The 25504-nt window shown below is 57.6% G+C and carries 23 protein-coding genes and 1 pseudogene; 4 read left to right on the forward strand and 20 right to left on the reverse strand.

Translation table 11 applies throughout. From position 1 onward, the window contains the following. Nucleotides 1-129: 129 nt before the first annotated feature. The 18 genes and pseudogenes from KI787_14125 to KI787_14210 all read right to left on the reverse strand — a co-directional run bounded on the left by KI787_14125 (nt 130) and on the right by KI787_14210 (nt 19851). Nucleotides 130-369, reverse strand: a complete 240-nt coding sequence (locus KI787_14125; GenBank protein MBV6631089.1) for a CopG family transcriptional regulator — start codon at nt 367-369, stop codon at nt 130-132. Next, a complete protein-coding gene (locus KI787_14130; protein ID MBV6631090.1) occupies nt 359-616 on the reverse strand; it encodes a BrnT family toxin in 258 nt (85 codons plus the stop codon). The genes KI787_14125 and KI787_14130 overlap by 11 nt, the downstream gene beginning before the upstream one ends. A gap of 438 nt (nt 617-1054) precedes the next feature. Continuing rightward, nucleotides 1055-1753, reverse strand: a complete 699-nt coding sequence (gene phoB, locus KI787_14135) for a phosphate regulon transcriptional regulator PhoB (protein MBV6631091.1) — start codon at nt 1751-1753, stop codon at nt 1055-1057. A 63-nt stretch (nt 1754-1816) separates the two neighbouring features. Then, nucleotides 1817-4441 carry an aminopeptidase N gene (gene pepN / locus KI787_14140; GenBank protein ID MBV6631092.1) on the reverse strand — a complete coding sequence of 875 codons (2625 nt, stop codon included), beginning with the start codon at nt 4439-4441 and terminating at the stop codon, nt 1817-1819. Further along, nucleotides 4401-5870: a prolyl oligopeptidase family serine peptidase gene (locus tag KI787_14145; protein ID MBV6631093.1), complete on the reverse strand. Its 1470-nt coding sequence runs from the start codon at nt 5868-5870 to the stop codon at nt 4401-4403. Before KI787_14145 ends, pepN begins: the two co-directional genes overlap by 41 nt. Beyond that, nucleotides 5863-6144: a hypothetical protein gene (locus KI787_14150; GenBank protein MBV6631094.1), complete on the reverse strand. Its 282-nt coding sequence runs from the start codon at nt 6142-6144 to the stop codon at nt 5863-5865. The genes KI787_14145 and KI787_14150 overlap by 8 nt, the downstream gene beginning before the upstream one ends. Nucleotides 6145-6148: 4 nt before the next feature. Further along, on the reverse strand, nt 6149-6427 hold the full coding sequence (locus KI787_14155; protein ID MBV6631095.1) for a hypothetical protein: 279 nt from the start codon (nt 6425-6427) through the stop codon (nt 6149-6151). Further along, complete coding sequence (locus KI787_14160; protein ID MBV6631096.1) at nt 6420-7028, reverse strand: hypothetical protein; 609 nt, start codon at nt 7026-7028, stop codon at nt 6420-6422. Before KI787_14160 ends, KI787_14155 begins: the two co-directional genes overlap by 8 nt. Before the next feature lie 27 nt (nt 7029-7055). After that, nucleotides 7056-7394, reverse strand: a complete 339-nt coding sequence (locus tag KI787_14165) for a P-II family nitrogen regulator (protein MBV6631097.1) — start codon at nt 7392-7394, stop codon at nt 7056-7058. 34 nt (nt 7395-7428) lie between these two features. Continuing rightward, nucleotides 7429-8574, reverse strand: a complete 1146-nt coding sequence (locus KI787_14170) for a GGDEF domain-containing protein (GenBank protein MBV6631098.1) — start codon at nt 8572-8574, stop codon at nt 7429-7431. Between the two features lie 39 nt (nt 8575-8613). Further along, nucleotides 8614-10584: pseudogene (locus tag KI787_14175) on the reverse strand (acetyl-CoA carboxylase biotin carboxylase subunit). 14 nt (nt 10585-10598) lie between these two features. Next, nucleotides 10599-11432, reverse strand: coding sequence for an enoyl-CoA hydratase/isomerase family protein (locus tag KI787_14180; GenBank protein MBV6631099.1), 834 nt, complete (start codon nt 11430-11432; stop codon nt 10599-10601). Continuing rightward, a complete protein-coding gene (locus tag KI787_14185; GenBank protein MBV6631100.1) occupies nt 11429-12592 on the reverse strand; it encodes an acyl-CoA dehydrogenase family protein in 1164 nt (387 codons plus the stop codon). Before KI787_14185 ends, KI787_14180 begins: the two co-directional genes overlap by 4 nt. 93 nt (nt 12593-12685) lie before the next feature. Continuing rightward, nucleotides 12686-14302, reverse strand: a complete 1617-nt coding sequence (locus KI787_14190; GenBank protein MBV6631101.1) for an acyl-CoA carboxylase subunit beta — start codon at nt 14300-14302, stop codon at nt 12686-12688. A 37-nt stretch (nt 14303-14339) separates the two neighbouring features. Then, on the reverse strand, nt 14340-15224 hold the full coding sequence (locus KI787_14195; protein ID MBV6631102.1) for an SDR family oxidoreductase: 885 nt from the start codon (nt 15222-15224) through the stop codon (nt 14340-14342). A gap of 264 nt (nt 15225-15488) precedes the next feature. Continuing rightward, the gene (locus KI787_14200) at nt 15489-16649 is read right to left on the reverse strand and encodes an acyl-CoA dehydrogenase family protein (GenBank protein MBV6631103.1); all 1161 of its coding nucleotides are present in this window, start codon (nt 16647-16649) and stop codon (nt 15489-15491) included. A 77-nt stretch (nt 16650-16726) separates the two neighbouring features. Further along, complete coding sequence (locus tag KI787_14205; protein MBV6631104.1) at nt 16727-18514, reverse strand: DUF1446 domain-containing protein; 1788 nt, start codon at nt 18512-18514, stop codon at nt 16727-16729. Between the two features lie 35 nt (nt 18515-18549). Next, entirely contained in the window at nt 18550-19851 is a 1302-nt protein-coding gene (locus KI787_14210; protein MBV6631105.1) for a beta-lactamase family protein, read from the reverse strand. 225 nt (nt 19852-20076) lie between these two features. On the opposite strand from KI787_14210, the gene KI787_14215 reads away from it, so the two are divergent. Continuing rightward, complete coding sequence (locus KI787_14215; protein ID MBV6631106.1) at nt 20077-20394, forward strand: SCP2 sterol-binding domain-containing protein; 318 nt, start codon at nt 20077-20079, stop codon at nt 20392-20394. 118 nt (nt 20395-20512) lie between these two features. On the opposite strand, the gene KI787_14220 is transcribed toward KI787_14215, so the two are convergent. Further along, on the reverse strand, nt 20513-21523 hold the full coding sequence (locus tag KI787_14220; protein MBV6631107.1) for a quinone-dependent dihydroorotate dehydrogenase: 1011 nt from the start codon (nt 21521-21523) through the stop codon (nt 20513-20515). Nucleotides 21524-21610: 87 nt separating this feature from the next. Further along, a complete protein-coding gene (gene ribA / locus KI787_14225) occupies nt 21611-22204 on the reverse strand; it encodes a GTP cyclohydrolase II (GenBank protein MBV6631108.1) in 594 nt (197 codons plus the stop codon). 218 nt (nt 22205-22422) lie between these two features. Here ribA and KI787_14230 point away from each other — a divergent pair, with 218 nt between their 5' ends. The 3 genes from KI787_14230 to KI787_14240 all read left to right on the forward strand — a co-directional run bounded on the left by KI787_14230 (nt 22423) and on the right by KI787_14240 (nt 25482). Then, on the forward strand, nt 22423-23253 hold the full coding sequence (locus tag KI787_14230) for a hypothetical protein (GenBank protein MBV6631109.1): 831 nt from the start codon (nt 22423-22425) through the stop codon (nt 23251-23253). Nucleotides 23254-23255: 2 nt separating this feature from the next. After that, nucleotides 23256-24038, forward strand: coding sequence for an SDR family oxidoreductase (locus KI787_14235; GenBank protein ID MBV6631110.1), 783 nt, complete (start codon nt 23256-23258; stop codon nt 24036-24038). Between the two features lie 298 nt (nt 24039-24336). After that, nucleotides 24337-25482: a P-loop NTPase gene (locus KI787_14240; GenBank protein ID MBV6631111.1), complete on the forward strand. Its 1146-nt coding sequence runs from the start codon at nt 24337-24339 to the stop codon at nt 25480-25482. Nucleotides 25483-25504: the final 22 nt, after the last annotated feature.

Genomic DNA, 25504 nt, shown 5'->3' on the forward strand with positions numbered 1-25504 from the left:
GCACACCCCGTGCTGACCCGCATATGTGCGACGAACTTCTGTTAAGGGACACTAGATCGTCGATTATTACCGAGCCGGCCATGGTTGAGACTCCGGGCCCAAACAAATGAACACGCATCTCCAAGCGCTTCAGGCGGCTTGATTTGAGTCGGGGTCATCCAGGCGCTCTGCCAGCCAAACTTTGATGATGGACTGTCGGGTTACGCCAAGCCGCTTGGCTTCGCGGTCAAGTCGCTCGATCATCCAAGTGGGGAAATCCACGTTGACACGGCGCTGCTCTAGGTTCGGTCGCCGAGCCTTGGATAGGTCGAGTTCATCGCTGACGTCCTCTCCGGAGTCGAACTTGCGGTCAAATGTCTTAGCCTTCATACAACTCAACCTCCTGGCGTCTGGATCGCCTCACCGAGATGATTCGAATTTTGTCGTTCCGGTGCGTGATTACTGCCGACCAGTGCTTCGTTCCAATTCTCCCTACGATAAGAGAGCGGGGTTCGTCATCCGTTCTTGCGGGGATCTCAAGAAGCCGTGGATCGTCCCACAGGACCTGCGCATCGATGAAGTCAATGCCGTGCTTGGCCTTGTTTGCGGCGCTCTTGGCTTCGTCAAACTCAAACATGGTATATAAATCATACCGTATCTAAGCTTTTCGCAGCCCACAGGGGTACAGTCCTTTGGTTTGGTTTGCGACCACCGCGGCCGTTTCTGACCGTAATCAGCTCACTCATCCGGCGCGCCCAATTGTTTGATGACTTCCACCCGCAAGCAGTGATAGATGGTTTATCTCCAAACGCAGGAGCCAAATCTAATCCACCATATGTGAGCATTTCGAGCACCGCCGCTGACCGAAATTGCAAGCGTTATGACGTACCGACACAACGTCCGTCACGGACTCAACAAACCCACAGGCAGGTTAAGGACCGCTTAGGAAGTCCGCGAGCGCAGCAAGGTGGATTGCCGCCGGAGCGCAGGAGCCGCAGCATATCTAGGATATGTGAGGACTCCGAGTACCGCCGGCAATGCAGATTGCAAGCGCAGCGACTTACTCAGTGGTTCTTCAGGCGCTGGGTCGTGTTGAGAACCGATACCCCGTCCCACGCACCGTCTGAATCAAGGCATCGCAGCCATGTGGAGCTAGAGCTTTACGGAGTCGACGAATATGCACGTCAACCGTTCGCTCCTCCACGTAAACATTTTGCCCCCATACACGATCCAGCACCTGCTCGCGGGTATAGGCCCGTTCTGGGTGGGTGCAGAAAAAATGCAGCAGGCGATACTCGGTGGGACCTAAGGACAAGGGCTGGCCTTGGATGGTGACACGTTGCGCAGCAACATCAATCGCAATGTCTCCAACCTCAATTGGCGCGTCCAGCCCACCCACATGGCTGCGGCGCAGCACCGCGTGGATACGCGCAACCAGCTCTGCTGCAGAGAAAGGTTTGGTCAGGTAATCATCACAGCCGGCATACAGGCCACGAACCTTGTCTTCTTCTTCACCACGAGCTGTGAGCATGATGATGGGGATATCACAAAAGCTCTCGCTGGACTTGAGCTCGCGCGAAAAATCCAAACCGCTCATGGAGGGCAGCATCCAATCCATCAGGATTAAATCTGGTCGCCGCTCTGCAATAGCCACCCGCCCTTCCTGGGCTGTACCGGCTTCATGTACCTGGTAATCCTCACGCTCTAAAGCAAAGCGCACCAGATTCCGAATTGGCTCTTCATCCTCAACGATTAGGATATGACGACCGTACATAACTGCCCAAGACATCAGTCAAAAACTGATCTCATGATGTGACGCGATAATGACAGAAATATGTCAGTCGGCACTCTTGAGCAATCTACCGATTTGTTCATGCACGGCTGGGGAACGCACACGCTGACGGAGGCTTTGCAGCATCTGCGCGGTTAAATCCTGCCAATGGGCGTTCAAACAGAGGCGCGTTTCTAAGCCGGTGATCAAACGGGCCGTAAGCTGGGGATTCAGCCCATCCAAGGCCACGATCTCCTCCATCCAACACTGACGTGCCTGTTCATTAGCTGCCGAATAGAAGGCGCTAAGGTTATGTCGGAGCAGCGTGTCTAGCACTGCGCGCACGCGGTTAGGCGCCGTACGCTTATACCCAGGGTGCTGTAACAACTGCGGCCATTCGTCTGGCTTGGCATAGCGAGCACGCAGCCCCAACACTCGGTCTAGCACCAACTCATCATGGGCATACTCTTCCCAGAGGGACTCCCATAACGGCATCGCCTGCGCATCTTCACAGCTCCACAAAGCCGCAAGGGCGCCGAAGCGCTGGCTGAGGTTATCGCTATGTCTCAACCATTCCAGCGCGCGCTCACGAACACCATCGGCTTTGACCTTCAGGCCCAGCTGCAGCAAACGCAATGCGCGCTTGCGAGCTGCGACATCAGCCGGTACAAAGCGCCAACTGGAGGGCACATCCAAGGCTTTTTCAGCACGTTTAGGCTGCGACCAAACCGCGGCGGCGAGCGCCCGCTCCAGAGCATCGTGCTTGGGGGGTAAAACATTCGGGTCCACATCTTGACTGTCGGCCAAAACGCTAGCCGCTGGCGGCGGACTCAGCAGCGCTGCTTGAACATCGGCGGGAACATCGTCCTGCAAGGCAGCGCTGATCACCTCTTGCATCTGCGCCATCACGCTGGCGGGTTCTTGAGCGTCCATAGCCTCCCGATAAAGGGCTTGCATCGCCTCCCAACGCGCAACCAGGTCCGGTGCAGACCGAGCCGCCGCCAACTTTTGCTCGAAGGACCAATGCAGCTGTGCACGCACAGGGGCCGGGAAGCCTCCGCCAAGAATGGGTGTGACCGGGCCCTGCGCAGGTCGGCTCAAAGACAAGGTGGTGGTGGCCTTTGCTTCCCGCAAATGACAACAATAGGCTCCCGAGGCCTCCGCGCCGGCCAACGGCAAAATACCGGCAGAGTCCACAAAGCTCAGTTCAACAGGAATGGGCACCGGCTCGAACTGAGCATTGTTACGAGGCGGGCTTTGCTCCAGCTCTAACTGAATTTGAGTGTCGCTCTGTACGCTCAGCCGCAGCTCCAGCTGCGGCGTTCCTGCTTGGTCATACCAGCGCAACATAGCGGCCGTGAGGTCCTCGTCATGAGGCCCACGAAAGCAGCTCAGCAGATCCTCTAAGGTGACCGCTTGACCGTCAAAGCGCTCAAAGTAGGTTTGCATCCCGGCAGCGAAGCCACGCTCTCCAACCAGGCTGCGCAATACACGAATGAGCTCGGCCCCTTTCTCATACACCGTCACGGTGTAGAAATTATTCATGTCTACATAGGAGTCCGGGCGTACCGGATGCGACAAAGGGCCGGCGTCTTCAACGAATTGGCGACTGCGTAGAAGATCGACCTCATGAATCCTCTGCGCTGCACCGCCCCCATGCAAGGCCGAGAAATGCTGCTCTCTGTACACCGTTAATCCCTCTTTGAGAGAGAGCTGGAACCAATCCCTGCAGGTGATTCGGTTCCCGGTCCAGTTGTGCAGATATTCATGGGCCACCACGGCTTCGACCAGAATATGGTCCTCGTCGGTGGCGGTACGCGGATGAGCGAGAACACATTTGGGGTTGAAAATGTTCAAGCCCTTGTTCTCCATGGCCCCCATGTTGAAGGCCCTGGCGACGACCACCATGTAGAGATCCAGGTCGTATTCGCGTCCGTATTCTTGCTCGTCAAAATGCATCGCGTTTTTGAGGGATGCAACCGCGTGATCAAGCTGCGACTCCAAGCCACGATCGCACCAGAACTCGATGGCCACCTCGCGGCCAGAGCCTGTGGTGTAGCTATCACGCACACAACCCAAATCTCCAGCCACCATGGCAAAGAGATAGCAGGGCTTGAGGTATGGGTCTTCCCAGACAACCCGCCGAATGCCCGCCTCGTCTTGCTGTTCCACGCGATTGCCATTGGCCAGCAATACCGGATAACGCTCGCTAGGTGCCCGCAGCTCTACGCGATACCGGCTGAGCACATCTGGGCGATCCATAAACCAGGTGATGCGACTAAACCCATGTGCCTCACATTGGGTGCAAAGCAAACCTGGTGAGGCATACAGCCCTTCTAGACTTGCGTTAGCAAAGGGTGTAATGCGACCGGTAATCGTGAGTGTGGCACTTGCAGGCAATTCGCGAATCGTGAGCTGATCCGATCCGAGCTCATAGTGCTCTTCTGGCCATGTTTGGCCATCCACGGCGATGGAGAGTAGCTCCATGTCGCGCCCATCCAGCACCAGATCAGTGGGCCCGCTGCCCAGAGCTCTAAGCTGCTGGGTGCACCGCACCTCCATGGGATGCGCCCCTTGATCATCGGCAGCAGCGCAAAGGTCGATGTAGAGCTCAACGGTCTCTACGGCCCAATTGGGGGGCTGGTAGTCCTTACGGTAAATCCGCTGAGCGGATGGGCTGTCGTTGCGCATCGATCAGGCCTCCTGCGGCCAAAGTGTTGATCAAGCACTGGCGCTGTGCGCTGGTGCCAGCAAAAGTGAGATGGGCCCCTGGGAACCAGTATGGAGTGGGCACCTGCCAATGTTGGGCCAGCTGCAAGGGTTGATCCGGCCACACCAAGCTGTCCATAGTCCCGGCAAAAATTCCTAAACGACTGGGTGGAAGCTGCGCGGCAAACATGCCAGGGCTGACCGGAGCGTAGGCCATGCGGAGCAAATCTTCGCTCACGCCATCAGCTTCCAAGCTACGCCTGAGGGCCAAAGGAATATGGCGCCATTGTGTCTGCGCCATATCAAACACCGGAATGCCGGCGATCACGCAGGCCAAGTCTTCGTCCAGCCCCGCCAATAAGGCGGCGTTGTAACCACCCAGACTTAAGCCATATACACCGATAGCCGGAGCATGTCGGTTCAGGCGCAACCAGCTCAGCAAGCGCCGGATATCCCATTGTGCTTGACGCTCAGCATGGACGAAGGTGGAAAAATCCCCGTCCAAATAATGGCCGCCCGAGACGCGGCCGGTCTTCCGTGGGCCATGCAAGGGCAACACCACAGACGCGATATTGAGCCCCAGGCGCTTGTGGAGTAGCCCAGGCTCAAAGGCTCGAAAATCCAAACCTGGCGTCCCCATGCGATAGCCATGAATGGTGAGTAGCCACGGCCTCGGCTTGCCGGGATGCTCAAGCAACCACGCATGGGCGCGATGGTTGCGCATGTGTTGCCCCCAGCGCTGAAGCCCTGGCCAATCTTCGTCCAAAGGAAACTCAGACAGCCAGCGAATATGTTTGTAACGCAGCCCAAACAGGCTGCGCTCCATCCCCTCGACTCTAGGCAGAGCTGGCGGCGTGGGATGACAGTCGAGCAGTGCTGGGGGGTTGTCTGCCATCCAGCAATCGCGCCATTGTTGTAACTCGTCCAAGACCTGCACACGCGCGCTGTTCTGAGGCGGACGAATGATCGTTTTAAACCAGGCTAATAAGGCTTGATCTGTCCCAATACGCGCTGCCGAGGCCCAGTCGTGACGCGGCGCCGGCGCTCCACTGACTCGAGGGAAGCTTGCCAGGGAAATGGTCCCCGCAACCCACCAGCTCAAAGCCGCAGCGAGAATGAGTACTGCTCCTAGTACTGGCAGCTGCAAAACGAGCGCAGCTACTCCTGGCAATACAGCCAATCCCGCCCCTAATGTGAGGTATTGGGGCAGTCGAACGTCCCCTGGCCAGAGCAGTAAGCCTATCCCGGAAGCCACCAGTAGCACGGCAGGAAGCACACTCAAAGCGGCTAATAACCAGTGACCATTCGTAAGTTGCAATATCAGCAGCACGCCCAGCAGTGTTGGAATGATGGCCTTGGGGTAGCCACGCGCGACGGATGTGAACTGAACCGGGGGGGCGTTCTCAGGCATAGGCCTGCCATAAAAACAGAATCGATAGCGGCAGGCAGGCTAGCAATGCCCCATCCCACCAAAGGCGTCGCGGCCATGATTTGATGCTGGCCAGACTGGCCAGCGTCGCCAAGCCCCCGAGCATTGCGAAGATGAGGGTGGTTACCAACAGTAGGGGCATGTCGGCCGCTAAGTCGGGGTGATCATTGAGGTATACGCCGTAGATGAGCATGACGACTGCAAGAACCACGGCCATGCCGCCGCCAGTCACGGCTAAGAGGAGTCGAAAAATCATTCCCCTATTGTGCCGCACGGCGCGCCGCTCGGCGCGCAACTCCAGCTAATCCCGGCATAATTTTGGCCGCCACCTTAGGCTGTAATAAAGCCGCTCGAATTAAGGTGCTCATCGCTAACTTGGCGATGCGATCGCGGTAGGCAAAGATGCTTCCCACCATCCAGACCTCACGATCATCTATCACCGTGACCCGATCCTCCTCGTCCGGCCCGAAGGCCACACTCACCGTGAGCTGCATCTTCAGCGGTGGACGCTGCGTGCGACGCGGCTTGGGTTTAGCCATCGAGTGCATCCATCAAGGGACCTGCGGCGCAATATTCCTGCCCTAAGGGCGGCACCTTCAAGCTCATCGCTTGGGCTAACTGACGGCAGGCCACGGGCAGCTCGGTGTCGAGCACAATCGCCGCTTCAGGAGACTCCAAAGGAGCGTCGTTGACCTCTAGCTCCAGCGGCAGTTGATCATCCACGCCCTGCCAGCTCTGCAGGACTTCATTCCAGGATTGGTTGGCGACCGGCGCTGGCGCCAGAACCACCCTTAAGCGGCCAGCATGACGCTCTCTAGCTGCTGGCAGCGCTCCTTTGTGGCCGTGCAGGAGAACGTTTAATCCACCATCAAGCCATCGATCGACCTCGATTCCGGCCGCATGGCGGTGCCCACGCGCAGTCCAACTAAAACTAAAACAGCCATAGTCATCACGCGCAGCGAACTCGGGCGCGGCCAAAGGCACGCTGTAGCTGCGCAAGCGGCTATCGGTGGTGTAGCGGTGCGCCACGACACTGCGGTGGCTGCGGTCCAGCAAATTTCGAGTATCCGTCAGCAACTGACGGGCACGCATATCGCTGCGCGCCACCAGCACAAACAAATAGCCCTGATCGCGAATCATACCGACGAAAGCTGTTGCTAAGCCGCCTTAAATAGCGGCCTCATTGGTTTCGCTAGTGCGAATTCGAACCACCTGCTCCAGCGGGGTAACAAAAACCTTGCCGTCGCCAATTTTTCCGGTCTTCGCTGCTTGCAATATAGCATCCACAGCGGCGTCAGTCTGATCGTCACCCACCGCCACTTCTATTTTGATCTTTGGCAGAAAGTCCACCACATACTCCGCTCCACGGTAGAGCTCGGTATGCCCTTTTTGGCGACCGAAGCCCTTCACCTCGGTGACGGTCATGCCGGATACGCCAGCTTGAGCCAAAGCTTCGCGAACCTCATCCAAGCGGAAGGGTTTAATAATGGCGGAAATAAGCTTCATGGATGATCTCCGAACAACGATATCCACCAGTGTATCAGCCTGCTTGCTGCAAACTCTTCAGCCGCCACGTTCGCCGCCCCGCCGCTTTGGCGGCGTACAGTTGCTCATCGGCCAGTTGCAAACACTCCGATGCCTGCATCACCACTTCTGGCGGAATGACCACCGCTCCGATGCTTACGGCTATGGGCTGCTGCTGATTCTGGCGCTCAAGACCTTGCAAAGCCGTCTGCAGCTGCTCAAAGCGCTGCTGCAAGATGTCGAGCCGAGCGCAATGCCATAGCGCCACAAACTCATCACCACCCCAACGCGCACTGAGGTCTCGGGGGTGATGTCCCTTCGCCTGCATGTGTTGGCCCACCGCCTCAAGTACTTGATCACCCACGGCGTGACCTGCGACGTCGTTCACCTGCTTAAAGTGATCCACGTCGAGCAGCACCAAACACACCGCCTCTTCCGCCGTCCGGGCCTGGTCCATGCGCTGTGGCAGGCGCTGCTCGAAGGCGGCGCGGTTATACAGACCGGTCACCGGATCAATCCGGGCCTGGGACTCAAGGCTGCGTTGACGCAGCCAGGATTCCCGTTCGCGGCTTTCCACTAAGTACTGCGCGCAAAAACCCAGGGCGATAGTGAGGAATAAAAAGAAAAGCTGGTAGATCAAATTTTCTGTGCTAATCGCTGATAAGGGCATGAGCACGGCATACAGCACGTAAATGGCAGCGACCACCAACACCGCATGGCGCAGCAGGAGCCCGCTGAGAACCAGGCAGTGAAACACGATAAAGATCATGCCTTCATAACGTGCAACCTCACCCGCGGCTAGGTTCAAACCCTCAATAGCCGCGAGGCAAGCCGTGAACAGCACATAGTTCAGTGCGATCAACCAACGCCTAGCATCACCCTGTATCCGCTCGAGTACCAAATACACGGCTAGCATGCTGATGATGATGACGCCCCGCAGCATACTGGTATGCAGTAAGGTGCGGTCCCATTCGCCTAAACCTCTGACCAGGGCATAACCCACGTACATCAGGGCTGCGATCAGCAGCCCCAGCCGCACCATGAATAGGCGCCGCGCTTCGTACTCCGCAACGAACTTTGACTCCAGCGGAGTCGCAAACCGAAGTAAGAAGCGCCGCCCCAAGCGCTCACCACGGTCTTCAGCCATGCCTACTACTTGCATGACCTTTCTCCCCGTTTTGATCCGGGGGCATCATGCCCCTTAATCTGGGTTGGGGTCTAGTCGGACTAAAAGTTGGCGGTTGGCGACCTGCTGTCCTTCCTCCACGAGCACCTCGGCCACAGTCGCGGCCACCGGGGTCTGCAACTGAAACTCCATCTTCATCGCCTCCAGACTCACGATGGCTTGTCCAGCGGCCACTGTTTCACCAACAGCAACACGTACTCTGGTGACTTTGCCGTCGCTATGCGCGCAAATACGCCCATCAGAACCAGGAGCTGGCGGTTTTTCCGCAGCGTAGCTCAGGTCCTCGAAACACCAGTTCCGGTCGGCGAAACTCAGCCATACCCTATTGTGATCACGGGTATAAGCGGCGCGGACCTTCACATTGCGCCAAATCAAGTGACGCACATGACCATCGCATTCGGCTGCGCCAAGCTCTAAGGTCTGATCTCCGACCCGCAGCTGACAACGCTTTTCGCCCAAGTGCAGCACGCTGACGTTGTACTCAGTGTCTCCCTGCTTCAAGACCAGAGTCTGCGGCACCTGATTGGAGCTACTCCAAGCCATGGCATCAGCGCTGAGATCGCTGCTTTGCTGCAGTTTCCAAGCATCATCCCAATACAGCACCATGGCGGCAACAGCCACATCTAGAGGCTGTGGGGCCCATTGTTCCAAGGCCGCAGTGGGGAAATGGCTCTCCACATATCCCGTATGAAACTCCCCAGACGCGAAGTCCTCTTCGGCCAAAATCGCGTCTAGATAATCCTGGTTGGTTTGCACTCCATGCAGGCGCAGCTGCCTGAGGCCCTGGCGTAGCCGGCGGATGGCGGCTGCGCGATCGGCGCCATGCGCGATGACCTTTGCCACCATGGAGTCATAGTAGGGGCTGATTTCACCGCCCCTACGCAGACCATGGTCGACCCGCACACCCGCTAACTCTGGCAGATCCCAGCGCAGTACCGCTCCGGTTTGCGGCAGGTAATCCTGAGTCGGGTCCTCGGCACAGAGGCGCACCTCAATCGCGTGTCCGGTCTGGCTCAGCTCGTCTTGTGTGCATGGCAGGCTTTCGCCATCGGCAATCCGAAGCTGCCATTCCACCAGATCCTGGCCGGTGACCATCTCAGTCACAGGATGCTCCACCTGTAGGCGGGTATTCATCTCCAAAAAGTAGAACTCGCCATCGGCTCCCAGCAGGAACTCCACCGTGCCAGCACCCACATAGCCGATGGCCGCAGCGGCCTGTACCGCTGCCTCACCCATACGCGTGCGCAAAGCCGCGTCGACGGCTGGCGATGGGCTTTCTTCCACCACCTTTTGATGACGACGTTGCACCGAGCAGTCCCGCTCGAACAGGTGCACCACCTGGCCTTGGCTGTCCCCAAAGACCTGCACCTCGACATGCCGGGCGCCAATAACGGCTTTCTCTAAAATGATCTCACCCGAGCCAAAGGCATTTTCGGCTTCGGTTCGGGCGGCCCGCAGTAGCTCCTCCAGCTGGTTATCCTGCGTGCATAAGCGCATTCCCCGACCGCCGCCGCCAGCCGCAGCCTTGATCATCAAGGGCAAACCAATTTCGCGCGCTCGTGCGAGAAGGGTTGCGTCATCCTGATCAGCGCCTTCATAACCTGGTACGCATGGCACGCCCGCTTCAATCATGCGTAGTTTCGCGGCGCGCTTATTCCCCATCAGGGAGATGGCTTCGGGGCTAGGGCCAATAAAGATCAGCCCGGCATCCGCACAGGCTTTTGCAAACTCAGCGTTCTCAGCAAGAAAGCCATACCCAGGATGTACGGCTTGCGCCCCAGCCTCTTGCGCGGCGGCAATGATGCGGTCGATGCGTAGGTAAGAGTCTGCCGATGGCGCCGGGCCTACCGGATAGGCAGCATCTGCCATTTGCACGTGCAAGGCTCCGGCATCCGCAGCAGAAAACACTGCCACCGCGCGCAGACCCATTTTGTGAATACCGCGAATAATGCGAACCGCAATTTCCCCGCGGTTAGCAACCAATACTGTTTGTATGCGTTTCACGCCTGTGTCTCCCCTGCTCCAACTTCGGCCCACTGTGGGCGGCGCTTTTCCACAAAAGCGCGTGTTCCCTCCTGCCCTTCTTCGCTGCGAATCCCAAGGGCAAAAACCCGCGCCGCCTCTTCGATGTTGGCTTCAGGACTGCGTTGCTGGCAGTCCAGCATTAATGCTTTGGTATCGGCGACAGCTTGCGGGGCGCAGCGACGAACTTCATGCCGTACACGAGCAACAAGATCGTCAATGTCGCCCGCATCATCGGCGAGAAAATGCACCAGCCCCAAGCGCCGGGCTTCTGCACCATCAAAGCGCCCCCCACACACTCCCAGCCGGCGCGCCTGCGTCAGGCCAATGCGCTGGACCACCACGGGGGCAATCTGAGCCGGGGTGATTCCCAAGCCGGTCTCCGGCAAACCAAATTTCGCGTCGCGATGAGCAATGGCCACGTCCGTCACACAAGCCAGACCGAAACCGCCGCCCAGAACGGCACCCTCTAGTACTCCCACAACGGCCTGCGGGGCCCGGTTCACGGCCAGAATCATGCGACCGAAGGCGCGGCTGTAATCCACAACGGCATCCTCAGCCTCGCTGGGTGGCTGTTGTCGAGCCCGCGCCATATCTTTGATGTCGCCGCCGGCACAAAAATGGCCACCCCGCCCGCGTAGAACCAAAGTGCGGATGCTGCGGTCATCATGAATAGCCGCCAATACGGCCTCGATTTCCGCCAACATCTCCAAAGACATGGCGTTGCGGGCTTCGGGCCGGTTAAACCAGATCGTCAGCAGTTCCTCGCTGCGCTCCAGTTGGAGATGCTGCGTAGCCGGCAGGGTGCTCATGCACGCCCTCCGGCCAAGCCTAAGCGCTTGGCGATGATGCTCAGCATGACCTCATCGGCGCCACCGCCAATGGAGTGCAGGCGGAGGTCACGGTAGAACTGGGCAACGGAGGATTCCCACATAAAGCCTTGCCCCCCCCAAAACTGCAAGCAGGTATCGGTGAGCTCGCGCGCCAAGCGAGTGGTTTTCAGCTTCGCCATCGAAGCCTTCAGCGTCACATCGCGCCCGGCAATGAGGTCTGCACAGGACTCACGGGTCAGTGACCTTGCTGCCTCCAGCTCCGTGTGTAATTCACACAGCTTGAACTGCACATACTGCTTATCGAGTACCGTGGCTCCAAACATCTTCCGGCCACGCGCGTATTCAGCAGTATCGGCCAGCACGCGATCCATGGCTTTGAGAATGCTGGCCGCAAGGAAAATGCGTTCCTCTTGGAACTGCTGCATTTGGTAAATAAAGCCCTTGCCCTCTTCACCAATGAGATAGCGGCGGGGCACGCGCACGTTATCGAAGAACACCATCGCCGTATCCGAGGAGCGCTGGCCCAGCTTGTCCAGCTTGGTATTCCGGGTGACGCCAGGAGCATCTAAAGGAATGACCACCAAGGATTTATTCCCATGCCGATTCCCGGCCTGCGCCTCAGAGGTATTGACCAAGGTGCAGGCCCAGTCTGCCTGGGTACCATTGGTAATCCACATCTTTTGCCCGTTGATGACGTAGTCCCCGCCTTCGGCGATGGCGGTGGTGCTAATCGCTGCTACGTCCGAACCTGCGCCAGGCTCAGAAACCGCGATAGAGGTCACGTGCTCCCCAGATACAGCTGGCGCCAAAAACTGCTCGCGAAGCTCATCAGAGCCATAGCGGGACAAAGCCGGCGTCGACATATCGGTCTGCACCCCAATGGCCATGGGAATGCCGCCGCAGGTGCAGGTGCCTAAGGCCTCGGCAAACATGTACTGATAGGAATAATCCAGCCCTAGGCCGCCGACATCCTCGTCCTTAGTGATGCCTAGCAGGCCCAACTCGCCCAGACCACGAAACACTTCTCGGGCGGGGAAGACGCCTGCGGCTTCCCACTCAGCCACATTGGGATTGATCTCGTCTTCTACAAAGCGAGCTGTGGTGCGATAGATCTCGTCGTGTTCATGTGTGATATGCATAGCAATTGTCTCCAGCTCCTAGGCTGGAGTCCTCAGTGAATAAAAGGGGTACAGAGTGGGCGCTAGGGTCGCCGTGAGCATGACAACAGCCCCTTAGAGGCGAGCCACGCCGAAACTGTTGGTTTGCACCTTGCGGTGCTCACGCTCCCGGCAGATAGCCAAACACAGCGCTAGAACGCGGCGCGAGTCACGGGGGTCAATGATGCCGTCGTCCCATAGCCGTCCCGAGACTTTGAAGGGGTGGGAGTTCTCCGCGAACATGGCCTCAATTTTGGCCTGCATTTGCTCCAAGAACTCGGTAGAAACCTCTTGCCCGGATTTCTTCATCTTGGCTTCGGTCACAATGGATAAGACCTTGCCGGCTTGTTCACCGCCCATAACAGCGGTGCGAGAATTGGGCCAAGCAAAGATGAAATCGGGATCAAAACCGCGCCCGCACATCCCGTAATTTCCGGCCCCAAAACTGCCACCCACCACCAAAGTAATTTGGGGGACGCTGGCGTTAGCAACAGCCTGAATCATCTTCGAGCCATGCTTCACGATTCCGCCCCGTTCGGACTCCGTGCCCACCATGTAGCCCGTAATGTTTTGCAGATAAACAATGGGCATGTTGAGCTGACAGCAAAGCTGAATGAACTGCCCCGCCTTATTCGCCCCCTTGGTGGTGATCGGGCCGTTATTGCCAATGAGGCCGACGGGCCAACCCTCAATACTGGCCTGGCCACAAATGGTTTGCTGATCAAACTCAGCCTTAAACTCAGTGAAGTCGGAGTCGTCCACCAGCCGCGCAATGAGCTCGCGACAATCGTAGGGTTGGCGATAATCAGCAGGCACCACGCCGAGCAGGTCTTCTATGGGGTACTGGGGCGGCGCAAAGTCGCGCCCACCGGGGAGGGTTTGATTGCTATTCCAGCCCAGCTTTTGCATCACCTCGCGTGCAATGCGAATGGCCTGGGCATCATCGCTGGCGGTGAACTCACAGGTGCCAGCGACCGTTGCATGCATCTCGGCTCCTCCAAGTTCTTCGTCGTCGGCGATTTCCCCGGTTGCCGCTTTGAGCAGCGGAGGACCAGCCAAGAAGACCTTGGCATTGTCGCGCACCATGATGGTCACATCCGATAGGCCAGGCATATAAGCACCGCCGGCCGTAGACGAACCATGCACGATGGTCACCTGGGGAATGCCGGCGGCAGAGAGCCGGGCTTGGTTGCAAAAGGTTTTACCACCCTGGATAAACATCTCATGCTGGTAAGGCAGATTTGCCCCCCCAGATTCAATCAAGGCCACAACCGGCAGTTTGTTGGCCAAGGCGATCTCTTGCAGCCGCAGCGTCTTTTGAACCCCCCAGGGGCTCATGGTGCCGCCTTTAATCGCCGAGTTGCTGGCAGTAATGAGGCACCGGACACCGGAGACATAACCGATCCCTCCGATGAGGTTGCCGCCCGCTAAAGAGCCATCTTTGTCGTCATGCTCCTTGTACCCACACAGAGTGCTGAGCTCCAAAAACGGCGAGCCACGATCTAACAGGCGTGCGACCCGCTCACGCGGCATCAGTTGTTGACGACTACGAAAACGCTCCCGCTTGCTCTCCTCAGAGGCCCGCACCTTTTCTTCTACGGCGCGAAACTCCGCAATACACGCCAACATGTCTTCTTGATTCTGGGCGAACTCCGGGCTGTGGCTATCGACCTTGCTTTCAATGACGGCCATGCTTTTCTCTGTCTCCTAGCAATGTGTATGCGTGGGCTCAGCCGCCAAGAATCTTGGGCCGAACTGCGCGGTGGAAGCCCTGATACGGCTGAGACCGATCATGGTCTGGAATGGGGTACATACGCTGATTGAGGGTAGAGCCTCCGTCAACTCGTATGGTGATGCCGGTGAGATAAGCAGCCGCAGGACTCAGCAAAAAGGTCATTGCCGCAGCAACCTCGGCCTCTTCGGCTAATCGCTTCAGGGGTACAGCATGGCGAATCTTCGGTAGAGCCGCGCGAATCTGTGGGTCGGTATAGGTATCCAAGCCTGAACTGGCAATCCAGCCTGGGGCCACTGCATTCACCCGAACACCACTGCGCGCCCACTCCACAGCGGCCGTTTCGGTGAAGTTGACCATGCCAGCGCGTGCCGCGCCGGAATGGCCCATGTTGGGCATGCCGCCGAACATATCTGCAACGATGTTGACGATAGCGCCACCGGTTTCCGCCATACACTGGGTGTAGACCTCGCGACTGACGAGAAAACCGCCCGTAAGGTTCGTGCGAACTACGGTTTCCCAACCCTTTTGATTGATGGCGGTGAGCGGGGCCGGAAACTGTCCGCCGGCATTATTGACCAAGCCGTGAATCGGTCCGTGTTCGGCAATGATCCCTGCGATGGCGGCTTCCACAGCGGCTTCGTCCCGAATATCCAAAGTGGTGTAGGCCGCCTGACCACCGTCACTTTGGATCTCGGCTTGGGTCTGGATGAGCTTCGTCTCCTGGCGGCCAACCAGAACAACCTTGGCGCCTAAACTCGCCAACTCATGCGCAGTGCATCGGCCGATACCGCTGCCACCGCCGGTCACCACGATGGTTTGTTCGGCAAATAAGCCTGGCCTAAATACCGAGTCATACAGTGCTGTCTTGTGCTGGCTCATGCTAGCGGAGCTCGCAGCCATATGAATTAAGGTCGTGTGTGAGGTAATGCTTATACATCATTGTTCTAATTGGTTTTTTAGGAGCATTTCATCGCGACGTCATCACAAGCCAGGGTGCGCCGACACTTTAGCTGAGGGTAGAGTTAGCGCAAACATCATCTGTTTTGACAGGGCGTTTTAAGCTTTATATCAGGCACTTAGGGAACATTATTAAGGTATTTAAGCGCTTTGAAGTTGTGCACTTCGCCATCCTAGCCCTCAAGTTCAGCTCGCTTTGCGGCTGGGCAAGATACTCATCATCTTGCAAATAATGCCCAGCATGATCTCGTCCGCCCCACCGCCAATGGAAATCAACCTGGAGTCGCGGAAATTACGGGTAATTTCTGTTTCATTCACGTAGCCCATCCCGCCCCAATACTGCAGGCAAGAATCCGCGACCTCACGCACCAGCCGACCGGCTTTGAGCTTGGCCATGGAGCACTGCTTAACCGCGTCTTTACCGTTAACGTAGTCCTCGCAGGCTTGGTAGCACAGCGCTCTTAAGCACTCCACCTCGGTTTGCAGCTCAGCCAGGCGGAAGTGGATCACTTGGTTATTGATCAGAGGCTGGCCGAAAGTCTGCCGCTCTTTGCAGTAGTCAATGGTTTGATTGATCGCGCGCTCCATGCCTTTGACGGCGCTCATGGCCCCATACAAGCGCTCTTCCTGGAATTGCATCATTTGATACATGAAGCCTGCACCCTCTTGGCCGATGCGAAAGCGCTGGGGCACCCGCACATTATCGAAATGGATAATCGCCGTGTCCGAGGCGCGCATGCCCAGCTTGTCCAGCTTCTTTTCCACGGTCACACCGGGAGCATCCATAGGCACAATCACCAAGGATTTATTGCCATGACGCGAACCCTCGGAGGTGTTGACCAACAGGCAAATCCAATCCGCCTGAGTGCCGTTTGTGATCCACATCTTCTGCCCGTTGATGATGTAGTTCTCCCCTTCTTTAGCCGCTCGGGTTTGGATGTTTGCAACATCCGAGCCGGCTCCAGGTTCACTCACCCCAATCGAACACACCCGCTCACCCGCGATGGTTGGCGCCAGAAACTCTTCCCGCAATTCGTCAGAGCCGAACTTGGCCAGAGCTGGCGTGGCCATATCCGTGACCACACCAATGGCCATGGGTAAGCTGCCACAGGAGCAATTGCCCATCTCTTCAGCGAACACCAAAGAATAGCTGTAGTCCAAACCCATGCCGCCATAGGCCTCGGGTTTAGATATTCCCAGCAGCCCAAGGCCTGCCATTTTCTTGAGAACCTCGCGAGCAGGCCAAATGCCGGCCTCCTCCCACGCCTCGACATGCGGGTTGAGTTCGGCCTCGACAAAACGTGCTACGGTTTTCCGGAGCTCCTGGTGCTCTGCACTAAATTGCATTGATAGTCATCCTCTTAGCCGCACTATCTAGAATTAGTCTGAGCCGTCTCGCACGACCAGACCTTCATGTAATTTATTTAAAGTAACTTCTCAGGCACTTGTACTGGATGCTCGAGCAGGATCTGCCCTAGGCATTTGCCCTGCGGGTCGATACGTAATGAGGCCACACCGCCTCCGCCTAAGGCCGAGTCCAGCAAAAAGTTCAGAGCATGCGTTCCGGGCAGCACATAACGATGTACGCCAGCGTTATCGGCAAGTAAGTACGCAAACCAGTCGCGAACAGCTTCGGCACTTAAACTGTGGGCAATCCAGGGAAAATACTGCGGCTTGCGCGCCATGACGCCGATGTTGGCCTTATCCCCCTTGTCGCCACTACGCGCCACCGCCAATGTCATCAACGGCACTTCCGTCAGCGGCTGGTCCAAGTCTATGTTCCAATGCCCTCCGGCATCGATCACCGGGGCCTGGTGGGCAAGCTGATCGTCCCCTGGAGGAACCGGCACCGCGACTTCCTCGTCGCTGATCTGCAGCCGAACCGGAACCTTGTTCTTGGCCACCAGCGTGGAATAAAGACGTGGAATGGGTGTCACGCTTGCCCGGCCGCCAAAATAACCCGTCACTCCAGGCACCATGCCCGTCGCCGCCTGCGGCATCTCCCGCGTTAAAACCTCCAAGGCTTCTTTGCGCGTGTGTTTGGCGGCAATTTTCAAAACAACTTCGCGGGTATCATCGCGCCGGCTATGAGGCCCGTAGATTGACTCGGCCCCTAAGGTTTCGACACACACTTCACTGAAGTCGCCCCAGCCTTGTTGTTCCAAAATGCCACGCGTTTTGGTCAGTATGGCTTCGGCGGCTCGCCGGGCCTTTGCTGGCGCTTGCATGCCGCCGATGAGCAGGGTGGTCGTCACTCTAAATTGATCGGGATAGAGCGCCGAGACTTTGTAACTCGAACTGGGGCTGCGGCCACGACATCCGCTGACTTCCACCAGATCCGGCCCCACCTGGGTCAATTCCACGCTGCGAAAGTCGCAGGTCACATCCGGCAATAAATAGCAGCCAGGATCCCCAATCTCGTAGAGCATCTGCTCACCCACAGTCAAAGGAGTAACAAGGCCTCCAGTGTTGGGTGGCTTGCTCACCAGGAATCGACCGTCGGCAAAGCATTCCACGACGGGAAAGCCCATGTTCTCGTAGCCCGGCACGGACTCCCAATCCGTAAAGTTCCCCCCCGTACACTGCGCCCCACATTCGATAATGTGGCCGGCGATACCACCGGCAGCCAGACGGTCGTAGTCGTCTTCTGACCACGAGAACTCGTGCATTAAAGGGGCCAAGGTCACCGCCGAGTCGACAATGCGCCCCGTAATAACCACATCGGCGCCGGCATCCAGAGCCTGCTTAAGCCCACCCGCACCTAGGTAAGCATTCATGGTGATGAGCTGCTCGGGCATTGGCGTATCGCTAAACATTTCACGCGCACCTTCGGCGCGCAGTTCGTCTTGCAGGTGGCGCACATCATCACCGAGCACAACGGCTACTTTGAGCTCAATCCCTTGCGCCTGGGCCGCCTCCTGCAGCGCCTGGGCACATGCCTGGGGGTTCAAGCCGCCAGCATTCGACAATACGCGGATACCCTGGCGTTTAATTGCGGGCAACAACGGCCGCATGACGGGATCGATGAAGTCGCGTGCGAAGCCTGCTTGAGGATTCTTCATGCGCTGGCGCAACATGATCGACAGCGTCACTTCCGCAAGATAATCGAAGACCAAATAGTCCAGATCACCATGCTCGACCAATTGCCGGGCCGCAGTCTGCGTGTCACCCCAAAAAGCAGACGCACAACCAATGCGTACTGAAGTCTTCATTCTGTCTCCTTCCCTGCTCCCAGCAGTCCTAGTGTCTAGAGCATTGCAGCCAGGCCACGCGGCAAGCCCACTGTCCAATCCGGCTGATCACTCACCGGCTGCGGCGCAAATCCTGAATTGATGGCTCCCAACACCCGCGCCAATGCCGGCAGATGGGGGCCGATAGCGGCTTTGCCTGTGGTGAGCAAGGCCACAGAGATATCTCTCTCCGGATCCGCCCAACACAGAATATTGAGAAAACCCAAGTGACCAAATGCTAATGGATTCCGATGCCCATAAAGGCTGACGAGAGGGTGACCAAGCATCAATCCACGACTATATCGAATCGGAATACGCAACATCCGGTCGTAACGAATGCGACCGAAAGGTGCAACCAAGTTGCGTACCGTTTCCGGGCTGAGAAGTTGTTGCCCTTCCCAGCGCCCACCATCCAGCAACATTTGAAAAACGCGACTGCTCTCCTCGGCAGTGGAGAAGATGTTCCCCGCCGGAATCACATTGTTCAGGAAGATGGGGGTATTGGAGATGGCACAAGCCTCTTCAAACTCTATGCCCAATGCTTTACGCGCCATCGCGCCCAAAATCGGCGGTAGTGGCGGGCCGGTGAAGGCGTTTAAGGCCACTGAGTCGTTGTGTTCAGGGCGCACACCATAGGTAAAGTGCTTCAACCCCAGGGGTTTACGCAGCAAAGTATCGAGCAGCTCAGGCAAGGGGCGGCCTGTGGCTCGCTGCGCCACTTCGCCCAGCACGAAGCCGCCAGTGATAGCGTGGTAGGCCGTCATCCGCCCGGCTTTAGACATGGGCGGCATCCGGCAGAGAACGTCGATGACGGAATCCCAATCTCCGGCATGCTCAATGCCGAACTCTGTGGGAAAAGACGGTATGCCCGCCTGATGCGCCAACACCTGTTCAACCGTGGTTTTATGCTTGCCGGCGCGACCAAACTCGGGAATGAACTCAGCTACGGGGTCATGCAGGCTTAAATACCCCTGCTCCGCCAACTGATGGATCAGCAAGGCGGTCATGGCCTTCGAAGAAGAAAACAAACTAATCGGCGTATCCAGATCCAAGGGGACCGCCGGACCAACATCGCCGGGCGCATTGCCACGAGCATGCCCAATCGCGCGGTTCAGCACTACACGCCCGCGATGCCGAATACACAGGCTGATTCCAGGGTGGTAGCCAGTTCGGTAAAGGTCCTCCACCCGGCGCCAGATCGACTCCCTGAGACGGGATTGACCCTGCTCCTCAGAGTCGACGCAAGTTACCTGGCTCAGATCTGCCGGCACAGACACCAGATTCCGCTGGTAATGACGCCGAATAATTTTGGTAACCACGCTTACTCGTCTCTTCCATTTGTCGCCAGGTCAGAAGGGACAAAACTACCACAACAAGGTCATCACGCGCCCATTCCATTGGAAATACTAATTACCGGATTTGCCGAGCAGACTGGGTTTCGGGCTACACTGAGCTCGGCTTCGCTGCTCAGCGCGTCCTCGAGGACGCACGCAGTAGGACGCGGCCGCCGAATTTATCGACCATCGACCACGAGCGAGACAACTATGACCCTGGACGAAATCTTCACCAAAATGCCCACAGCTGTAGACCCTGATGGTGCAGCTGGTGTGAACGCGGTAGTGCAGTTCAACTGCTCCACCCCACGCTATGTCACCATCGCTGATGGAGCGGCAACGGTGAGCGAAGGAACCGCAGGCGAACCCACCGTATCCATCACGATGACAGATGACGACTTACGGGACCTGCTCACCGGAGAATTGGACGGCATGACCGCCTTCATGACCGGCAAGGTGCAACTCGAAGGCGACATGATGTTCGCCCAGCGTTTAGGCTCCATCTTCGATTTGTCGAAGGCTGCCTAAGTTAAGGCTTCAACCACATACTGCCCAACAATGCGGCAGAGGCCATGGCGCGACACTGCCCTGGCTAGTGCGAATACCAACCCCGGCCGCTAGACCTGCTATGGCGCCGGGGTTTGGCTTAACGGGCCGCAGCAACCATGTCTTGAATCAAGGCCGGTCCTCTGTAGACAAAACCCGTGTAAACCTGCAGTAAATCTGCGCCAGCGTTCAGGCGAGCCTTCGCCGAGGGGCCGTCATGCAGGCCACCCACGCCAACCAAAGCAACCTCAGAGCCCAGTTCATCTCGCAGTAAGGACAATTGCTGACAGGCGAGTTCACATAAGGGCTTGCCGCTGAGTCCTCCACTTTGTTCGGCCAGCTTCTGCTCCTGCAATGCAGGGCGAGAGATGGTGGTGTTCGTGGCGATCACCAATGGCACGCCTGAGGCCTTGAGAATTTTGGCCATCGCGCGTAGCTGATCCGCATCATTATCCGGCGCCACCTTCACAGCCACAGGCCGCGACCCGTGCTGGCCGCCCAGCTGTTCGGCGCGTTCCATCAGAGTACCCACAAAGGCCTCTAGAGCCGCCGGTGCCTGCAGATCGCGCAGATTGCGGGTGTTGGGCGATGAAATATTGATGGTGACGTAGTCCGCCAAGGGGTAAACCCGCTCCAGGCAATACAGATAATCCTCCACAGCACGCTCCATAGGCGTGTCTGCGTTCTTACCAATGTTGATTCCCAAAGGCCCACGGCGTTGGCTGCGCTCAACATTGCGCACCAAGTTGTCCACCCCTTTGTTATTAAAGCCCAGCCGGTTGATGATGGCCTGGTCAGCAACCAGTCGAAACACGCGCGGCCGGGGGTTGCCCGTTTGTGGACGGGGCGTCACCGTTCCGACTTCGACAAACCCAAAGCCCATGGCGAACAGGCCGTCTATGCATTCGCCGTTTTTGTCCAGACCTGCGGCAACACCGACTGGATTAGGAAATTGCAGACCACACACTTCGCGTGGCAACACGCTGGGCTTGGCTCCCATGGTGCTGGCGGCCAGTTTGGGCATACGCGACAGCATCTGGATGGTGGCTGTGTGGGCGCTTTCCGCGTCCAGCTGAAACAGCGCTTTCTGCCCTAAAGAAAAAAGGTTCATGTGATGCAATAAGCCCTTTTGCTAATCATGCCTGCGCTCAGGCAGGGCCAGAGCGGCCATCTGGACTATGACCAGTCGTGCGCCACCTTACTCTTGATGGGGCGGCTCCAACAGGTGCCCCAGCTTTGCAGCTTTGGTCGACAGATACTGCTCGTTATGAGGATTGGCATAGCCTGCTAAGGGCAAGCGCTCTACCAAGGGCAGACCCGCCATCTCCAAAGCATGTAGCTTGCGCGGATTATTCGTTAATAACCGCACCTGGGTAATTCCTAGCTGATGCAGCATCTCCACAGCGACGTCGTAGCGTCGCTGGTCAGCAGCAAAACCCAATTGCTCGTTGGCTTCTACGGTGTCGGCGCCTTTGTCTTGGAGGGCGTAGGCGCGGATCTTATTGGCTAGGCCAATGCCCCGCCCTTCCTGACGCAAATACAAAATCGCACCCTGGCCCGTTTGGGCAATTTGGCGCATGGCCGCTTGGAGTTGTTCGCCACAGTCGCAGCGCAGGCTGCCAAAGGCATCGCCGGTCAGGCACTCAGAGTGCAAGCGTACCAACACCGGCTCGTCGGCTTTCCAGGATCCGCGCGTGAGTGCGACATGCTCTAGACCCTTGTTGTCTTTATAGACTTGCACGGAGAATTCACCATGCGGCGTGGGCAAAACACTCTGGGCTTCAAATTGCACTAGGGGCGTGCTGGACACGGTCGTTGGGACTCAGGGCGAGAAGACGCGCTATTGTAGTGGAGCCTCGACATTGACGTCGGCATCAGGGTGCCGGATAGTGCGGGGCCGCAAACCTGCGTTTGCGTCCATCGTCGTACGAGAACATTTTCTGGAGGATAAAAAATATGGCAGCAGCCGGGGGAGATACGGTTGTCCCGACCAATTGGAAAGGACTCATCATGACCGCGGTCGCCGTCGCCATAGTGGCGGGGTTGACTTATATGGGATTGAACTTGTTCCTGGGTCAGGCCGAGGGTGAAGGCACTGCGAAGCCTGAAACCAGTCTGCAAGACCTGTATTCCGTGAATGCGCGTCGGGACATACCGGCCATGGATACCGTGCGGGCATTGCCCCGCACGGCCTTGGCACCCACCCAAAGCTTGCCGCCGCCGGAAATTGTCGACGACGAACCCAATGTTGAGGCCGAAATGGCCGAAATGGCCGAAGCCGCAGACACTCCAGCAGAAACCGCTTCGGACTCCGTAGAGGAGGCAGCCGAAAGCCGCGTGGAGATGGCCGAAGCTGAGCCTGTAGACAGCGCTCCTGGCGAGACCACGAACGAAGTGGACCTCACAGCGCAATCCACCGACGACCCTGTTCCTGCGCAGCCAGAGCAAAGCCCCTCTACCCAGAGTCAGTCAGACACTCTGGATACACGGTATCGCGTGACCACAGCCGCGCTGCGTGCTTGGTGGGCCAGTGAGGACGCTCCAGCGGAGGCCCTGAGCATCCGTTTTGTGGGCCCGCTGGATGCTAGTGTGGCGCCCCAAGGCATGGGCGTGCTGTTCGACCATCCCGTCGATGCCCAAACCTTTGCCAGCTTCATCTCCCTGCAAAGTCCTCGGGGTCAATCCTTGCAGCCACAATGGTACAACGGTCAGAACCCACGCTTGGTCTACACCAAGGGCTTAGCGCCGGGTCGCTATTCTTTGAGTCTAGATGCCGGCTTACCGGCAAGAAACGGTTATTTGTTGCCGCAGCAATTCAGCGGCCCAGTATTCGTTAACTAGATATGGCTCCCGCACAGACCTTATTTGACCTGAGCGGCAAAGTCGCTCTGGTGACTGGCTCATCCAGAGGCATCGGGGAGGCCACGGCTAAACTTCTGGCAGAGCATGGCGCCACAGTGATTGTCTCCAGCCGCAAGCAAGAAGCCTGCGAAGCCGTTGCCGCGGCCATTGTTGACGGCGGTGGCCGCGCCGAAGCACGCGCTTGTCATGCTGGCGATTTGGATGCCATGACACATTTGGTCAGTAGCATCGTCAGCCACCATGGACGCCTGGACATTTTGGTCAACAATGCTGCCGCAAACCCCTTTTTCGGCAATGTGCTGGATACACCTCTAGAGGCCATCGATAAGACCTTACAAGTCAATTTACGGGGCTATTTCGTACTCAGCCAGTTGGCCGGACGGCAGATGCGGGAGCAAGGTGGCGGCTGTATCGTCAACATTGCGTCTATTAACGGTCTACGGCCGGGCATGCACCAGGCGATCTACTCCATCACCAAAGCGGCCGTCATCAATATGACACAGGCTTTTGCCAAGGAATGCGCCCAGTTCGGCATTCGCTGCAATGCCGTGCTGCCTGGCCTCACAGATACCAAGTTTGCCTCCGCGCTCACCCAGAACCCACAACTGCTCGAGTCCGTACTGCCCCAGATTCCGGCGGGCCGGTATGCGGAGCCAGAAGAAATTGCCCCAGCGGTGCTCTATTTGTGCAGCCCGGCGGCAAGCTATGTGAATGGCACCACGCTCACCGTGGATGGTGGGTTTATCGGTGCTGGCGGGCTCTAACTCGGCAAGCATTACCGCAGGCGATCCTTATCGGTATCTGGGGGCAGATTTTTCTTTGCCAGCGGGCAGTAGCGGACACAAACTTGCAGGGCAGCGAGCATTGCATCTTTGTATGCCAGAGTAGCGGCCTATGAATGCGGCCAGCTCACCACCTCTCGCCATACCAGTATCGCTATGCCCAATATGCGCTTCCGTCACCATCGCTACTGCACAGCAAGGCCTGCTGCTCAGTTCAGGGGCCTCGGCTCGCTCAGTAATAATGCGCCTCCACCGCCATGGCGGTTAGGGCTGTAATCCCATGCCTAATGAGATGATTGCTGTCGGTGGGGGCAAAGGTGGGGTCGGGAAAAGCCTCTTTTCACTCGCTCTAGCCATGGCCTATGCTGAGCGCGGCCAAGAGGTTGTATTGGTTGACCTGGATCTAGGTGCAGGCAACTTGCATACCTACTTGGGTATTGCCCCAACCCAACCATCGATTGCTGAGTTTCTGGAACGAAAAGCCGCCAGTCTGGACGAGCTACGCCTGCACACCAGCGTACCGCAACTGAGCTTGATCAGTGGCGCGGGGTTTTTGCCTGGAATGGCCAATCCGCCGCACTGGCTGAAGCTCAAGTTGATCCGCCATCTGCAACAACTACCCTGCGCCGTCGTCATTTTGGATTTGGGCGCCGGAGTGAGCTTCAACACTTTAGATTTTTTTCTGGCCGCCCAGCATGGGGTGGTGGTCAGCGTGCCAGAAGCTCCAGCCATCATGAACGCCTACAGCTTCTTGAAGGCAGTGGCGTTTCGTCAGCTACATCGGGTGTTCAAGCAACATCAGGAAGTGGCTCCGCTACTCGCTTCGCACGCAACTGCGGATAACGCCGCTGCCGCGAATCACACCACCTTGGAAATGTTGTTTGCCGATATTCTTCGCTGCGGACCAGACGCGGCCCAACTCGGTGAAGAAGTGCTGCAAAGCCTCCAAGCAGGGCTGGTCATGAACCGACTTGCCCCTGGCAACCAACATGAACTCCTGCACAATTTGCTCAAGTTAGCGCAGCATAAATTGGGCCTACCCCTGACCCATTTGGGCAACATGCCCGAGGTCCGCGAGATGGGTCACTACCTACTCAAAGTGCCTAGCCTGACTGGAACCCCGTCAGGGCGCGCCTGGGTTGATGCAGCCGCGCACATTGCCGACAGTCTCGTTCCACCCCGCCCTGCGATTCCCTTAGATGCTCTCAAACGCAGTTATTCCGATACCGAGGTTGCGGCAGTCATCGAATTGATCGAGCAGTTGGATGACAGCATCTTCCCAGATGGCAAGCGGGATTCTTGGAAGCTACGCATGTACTTCAAGCCCGAGACCGTGCTGCACCATCTACTCGATCATGGCCTACCACCCCAGCAGCTCAACAGCGTACTGGAGCAGCCGCTTCCCCTATCCCATGTGGCAGCGTAGATAACCTCGGTCTTACAGGGCA

The organism is Oceanococcus sp. HetDA_MAG_MS8, assembly GCA_019192445.1.
Taxonomy (GTDB): Bacteria; Pseudomonadota; Gammaproteobacteria; order Nevskiales; family Oceanococcaceae; genus MS8.

Bases quoted from the DNA above. Each gene is read 5' to 3' on its own strand.
- KI787_14165 (MBV6631097.1), bottom strand. From the start codon at position 7,394: ATGAAGCTTATTTCCGCCATTATTAAACCCTTCCGCTTGGATGAGGTT.
- KI787_14215 (MBV6631106.1), top strand. From the start codon at position 20,077: ATGACCCTGGACGAAATCTTCACCAAAATGCCCACAGCTGTAGACCCT.
- KI787_14160 (MBV6631096.1), bottom strand. From the start codon at position 7,028: ATGATTCGCGATCAGGGCTATTTGTTTGTGCTGGTGGCGCGCAGCGAT.
- KI787_14230 (MBV6631109.1), top strand. From the start codon at position 22,423: ATGACCGCGGTCGCCGTCGCCATAGTGGCGGGGTTGACTTATATGGGA.
- KI787_14240 (MBV6631111.1), top strand. From the start codon at position 24,337: ATGCCTAATGAGATGATTGCTGTCGGTGGGGGCAAAGGTGGGGTCGGG.
- KI787_14195 (MBV6631102.1), bottom strand. From the start codon at position 15,224: ATGAGCCAGCACAAGACAGCACTGTATGACTCGGTATTTAGGCCAGGC.
- KI787_14170 (MBV6631098.1), bottom strand. From the start codon at position 8,574: ATGCAAGTAGTAGGCATGGCTGAAGACCGTGGTGAGCGCTTGGGGCGG.
- KI787_14220 (MBV6631107.1), bottom strand. From the start codon at position 21,523: ATGAACCTTTTTTCTTTAGGGCAGAAAGCGCTGTTTCAGCTGGACGCG.
- KI787_14145 (MBV6631093.1), bottom strand. From the start codon at position 5,870: ATGCCTGAGAACGCCCCCCCGGTTCAGTTCACATCCGTCGCGCGTGGC.
- phoB (MBV6631091.1), bottom strand. From the start codon at position 1,753: ATGTACGGTCGTCATATCCTAATCGTTGAGGATGAAGAGCCAATTCGG.
- KI787_14125 (MBV6631089.1), bottom strand. From the start codon at position 369: ATGAAGGCTAAGACATTTGACCGCAAGTTCGACTCCGGAGAGGACGTC.
- KI787_14205 (MBV6631104.1), bottom strand. From the start codon at position 18,514: ATGAAGACTTCAGTACGCATTGGTTGTGCGTCTGCTTTTTGGGGTGAC.
- pepN (MBV6631092.1), bottom strand. From the start codon at position 4,441: ATGCGCAACGACAGCCCATCCGCTCAGCGGATTTACCGTAAGGACTAC.
- KI787_14180 (MBV6631099.1), bottom strand. From the start codon at position 11,432: ATGAGCACCCTGCCGGCTACGCAGCATCTCCAACTGGAGCGCAGCGAG.
- KI787_14235 (MBV6631110.1), top strand. From the start codon at position 23,256: ATGGCTCCCGCACAGACCTTATTTGACCTGAGCGGCAAAGTCGCTCTG.
- KI787_14155 (MBV6631095.1), bottom strand. From the start codon at position 6,427: ATGGCTAAACCCAAGCCGCGTCGCACGCAGCGTCCACCGCTGAAGATG.
- KI787_14130 (MBV6631090.1), bottom strand. From the start codon at position 616: ATGTTTGAGTTTGACGAAGCCAAGAGCGCCGCAAACAAGGCCAAGCAC.
- KI787_14150 (MBV6631094.1), bottom strand. From the start codon at position 6,144: ATGATTTTTCGACTCCTCTTAGCCGTGACTGGCGGCGGCATGGCCGTG.
- KI787_14190 (MBV6631101.1), bottom strand. From the start codon at position 14,302: ATGGCCGTCATTGAAAGCAAGGTCGATAGCCACAGCCCGGAGTTCGCC.
- KI787_14200 (MBV6631103.1), bottom strand. From the start codon at position 16,649: ATGCAATTTAGTGCAGAGCACCAGGAGCTCCGGAAAACCGTAGCACGT.
- KI787_14185 (MBV6631100.1), bottom strand. From the start codon at position 12,592: ATGCATATCACACATGAACACGACGAGATCTATCGCACCACAGCTCGC.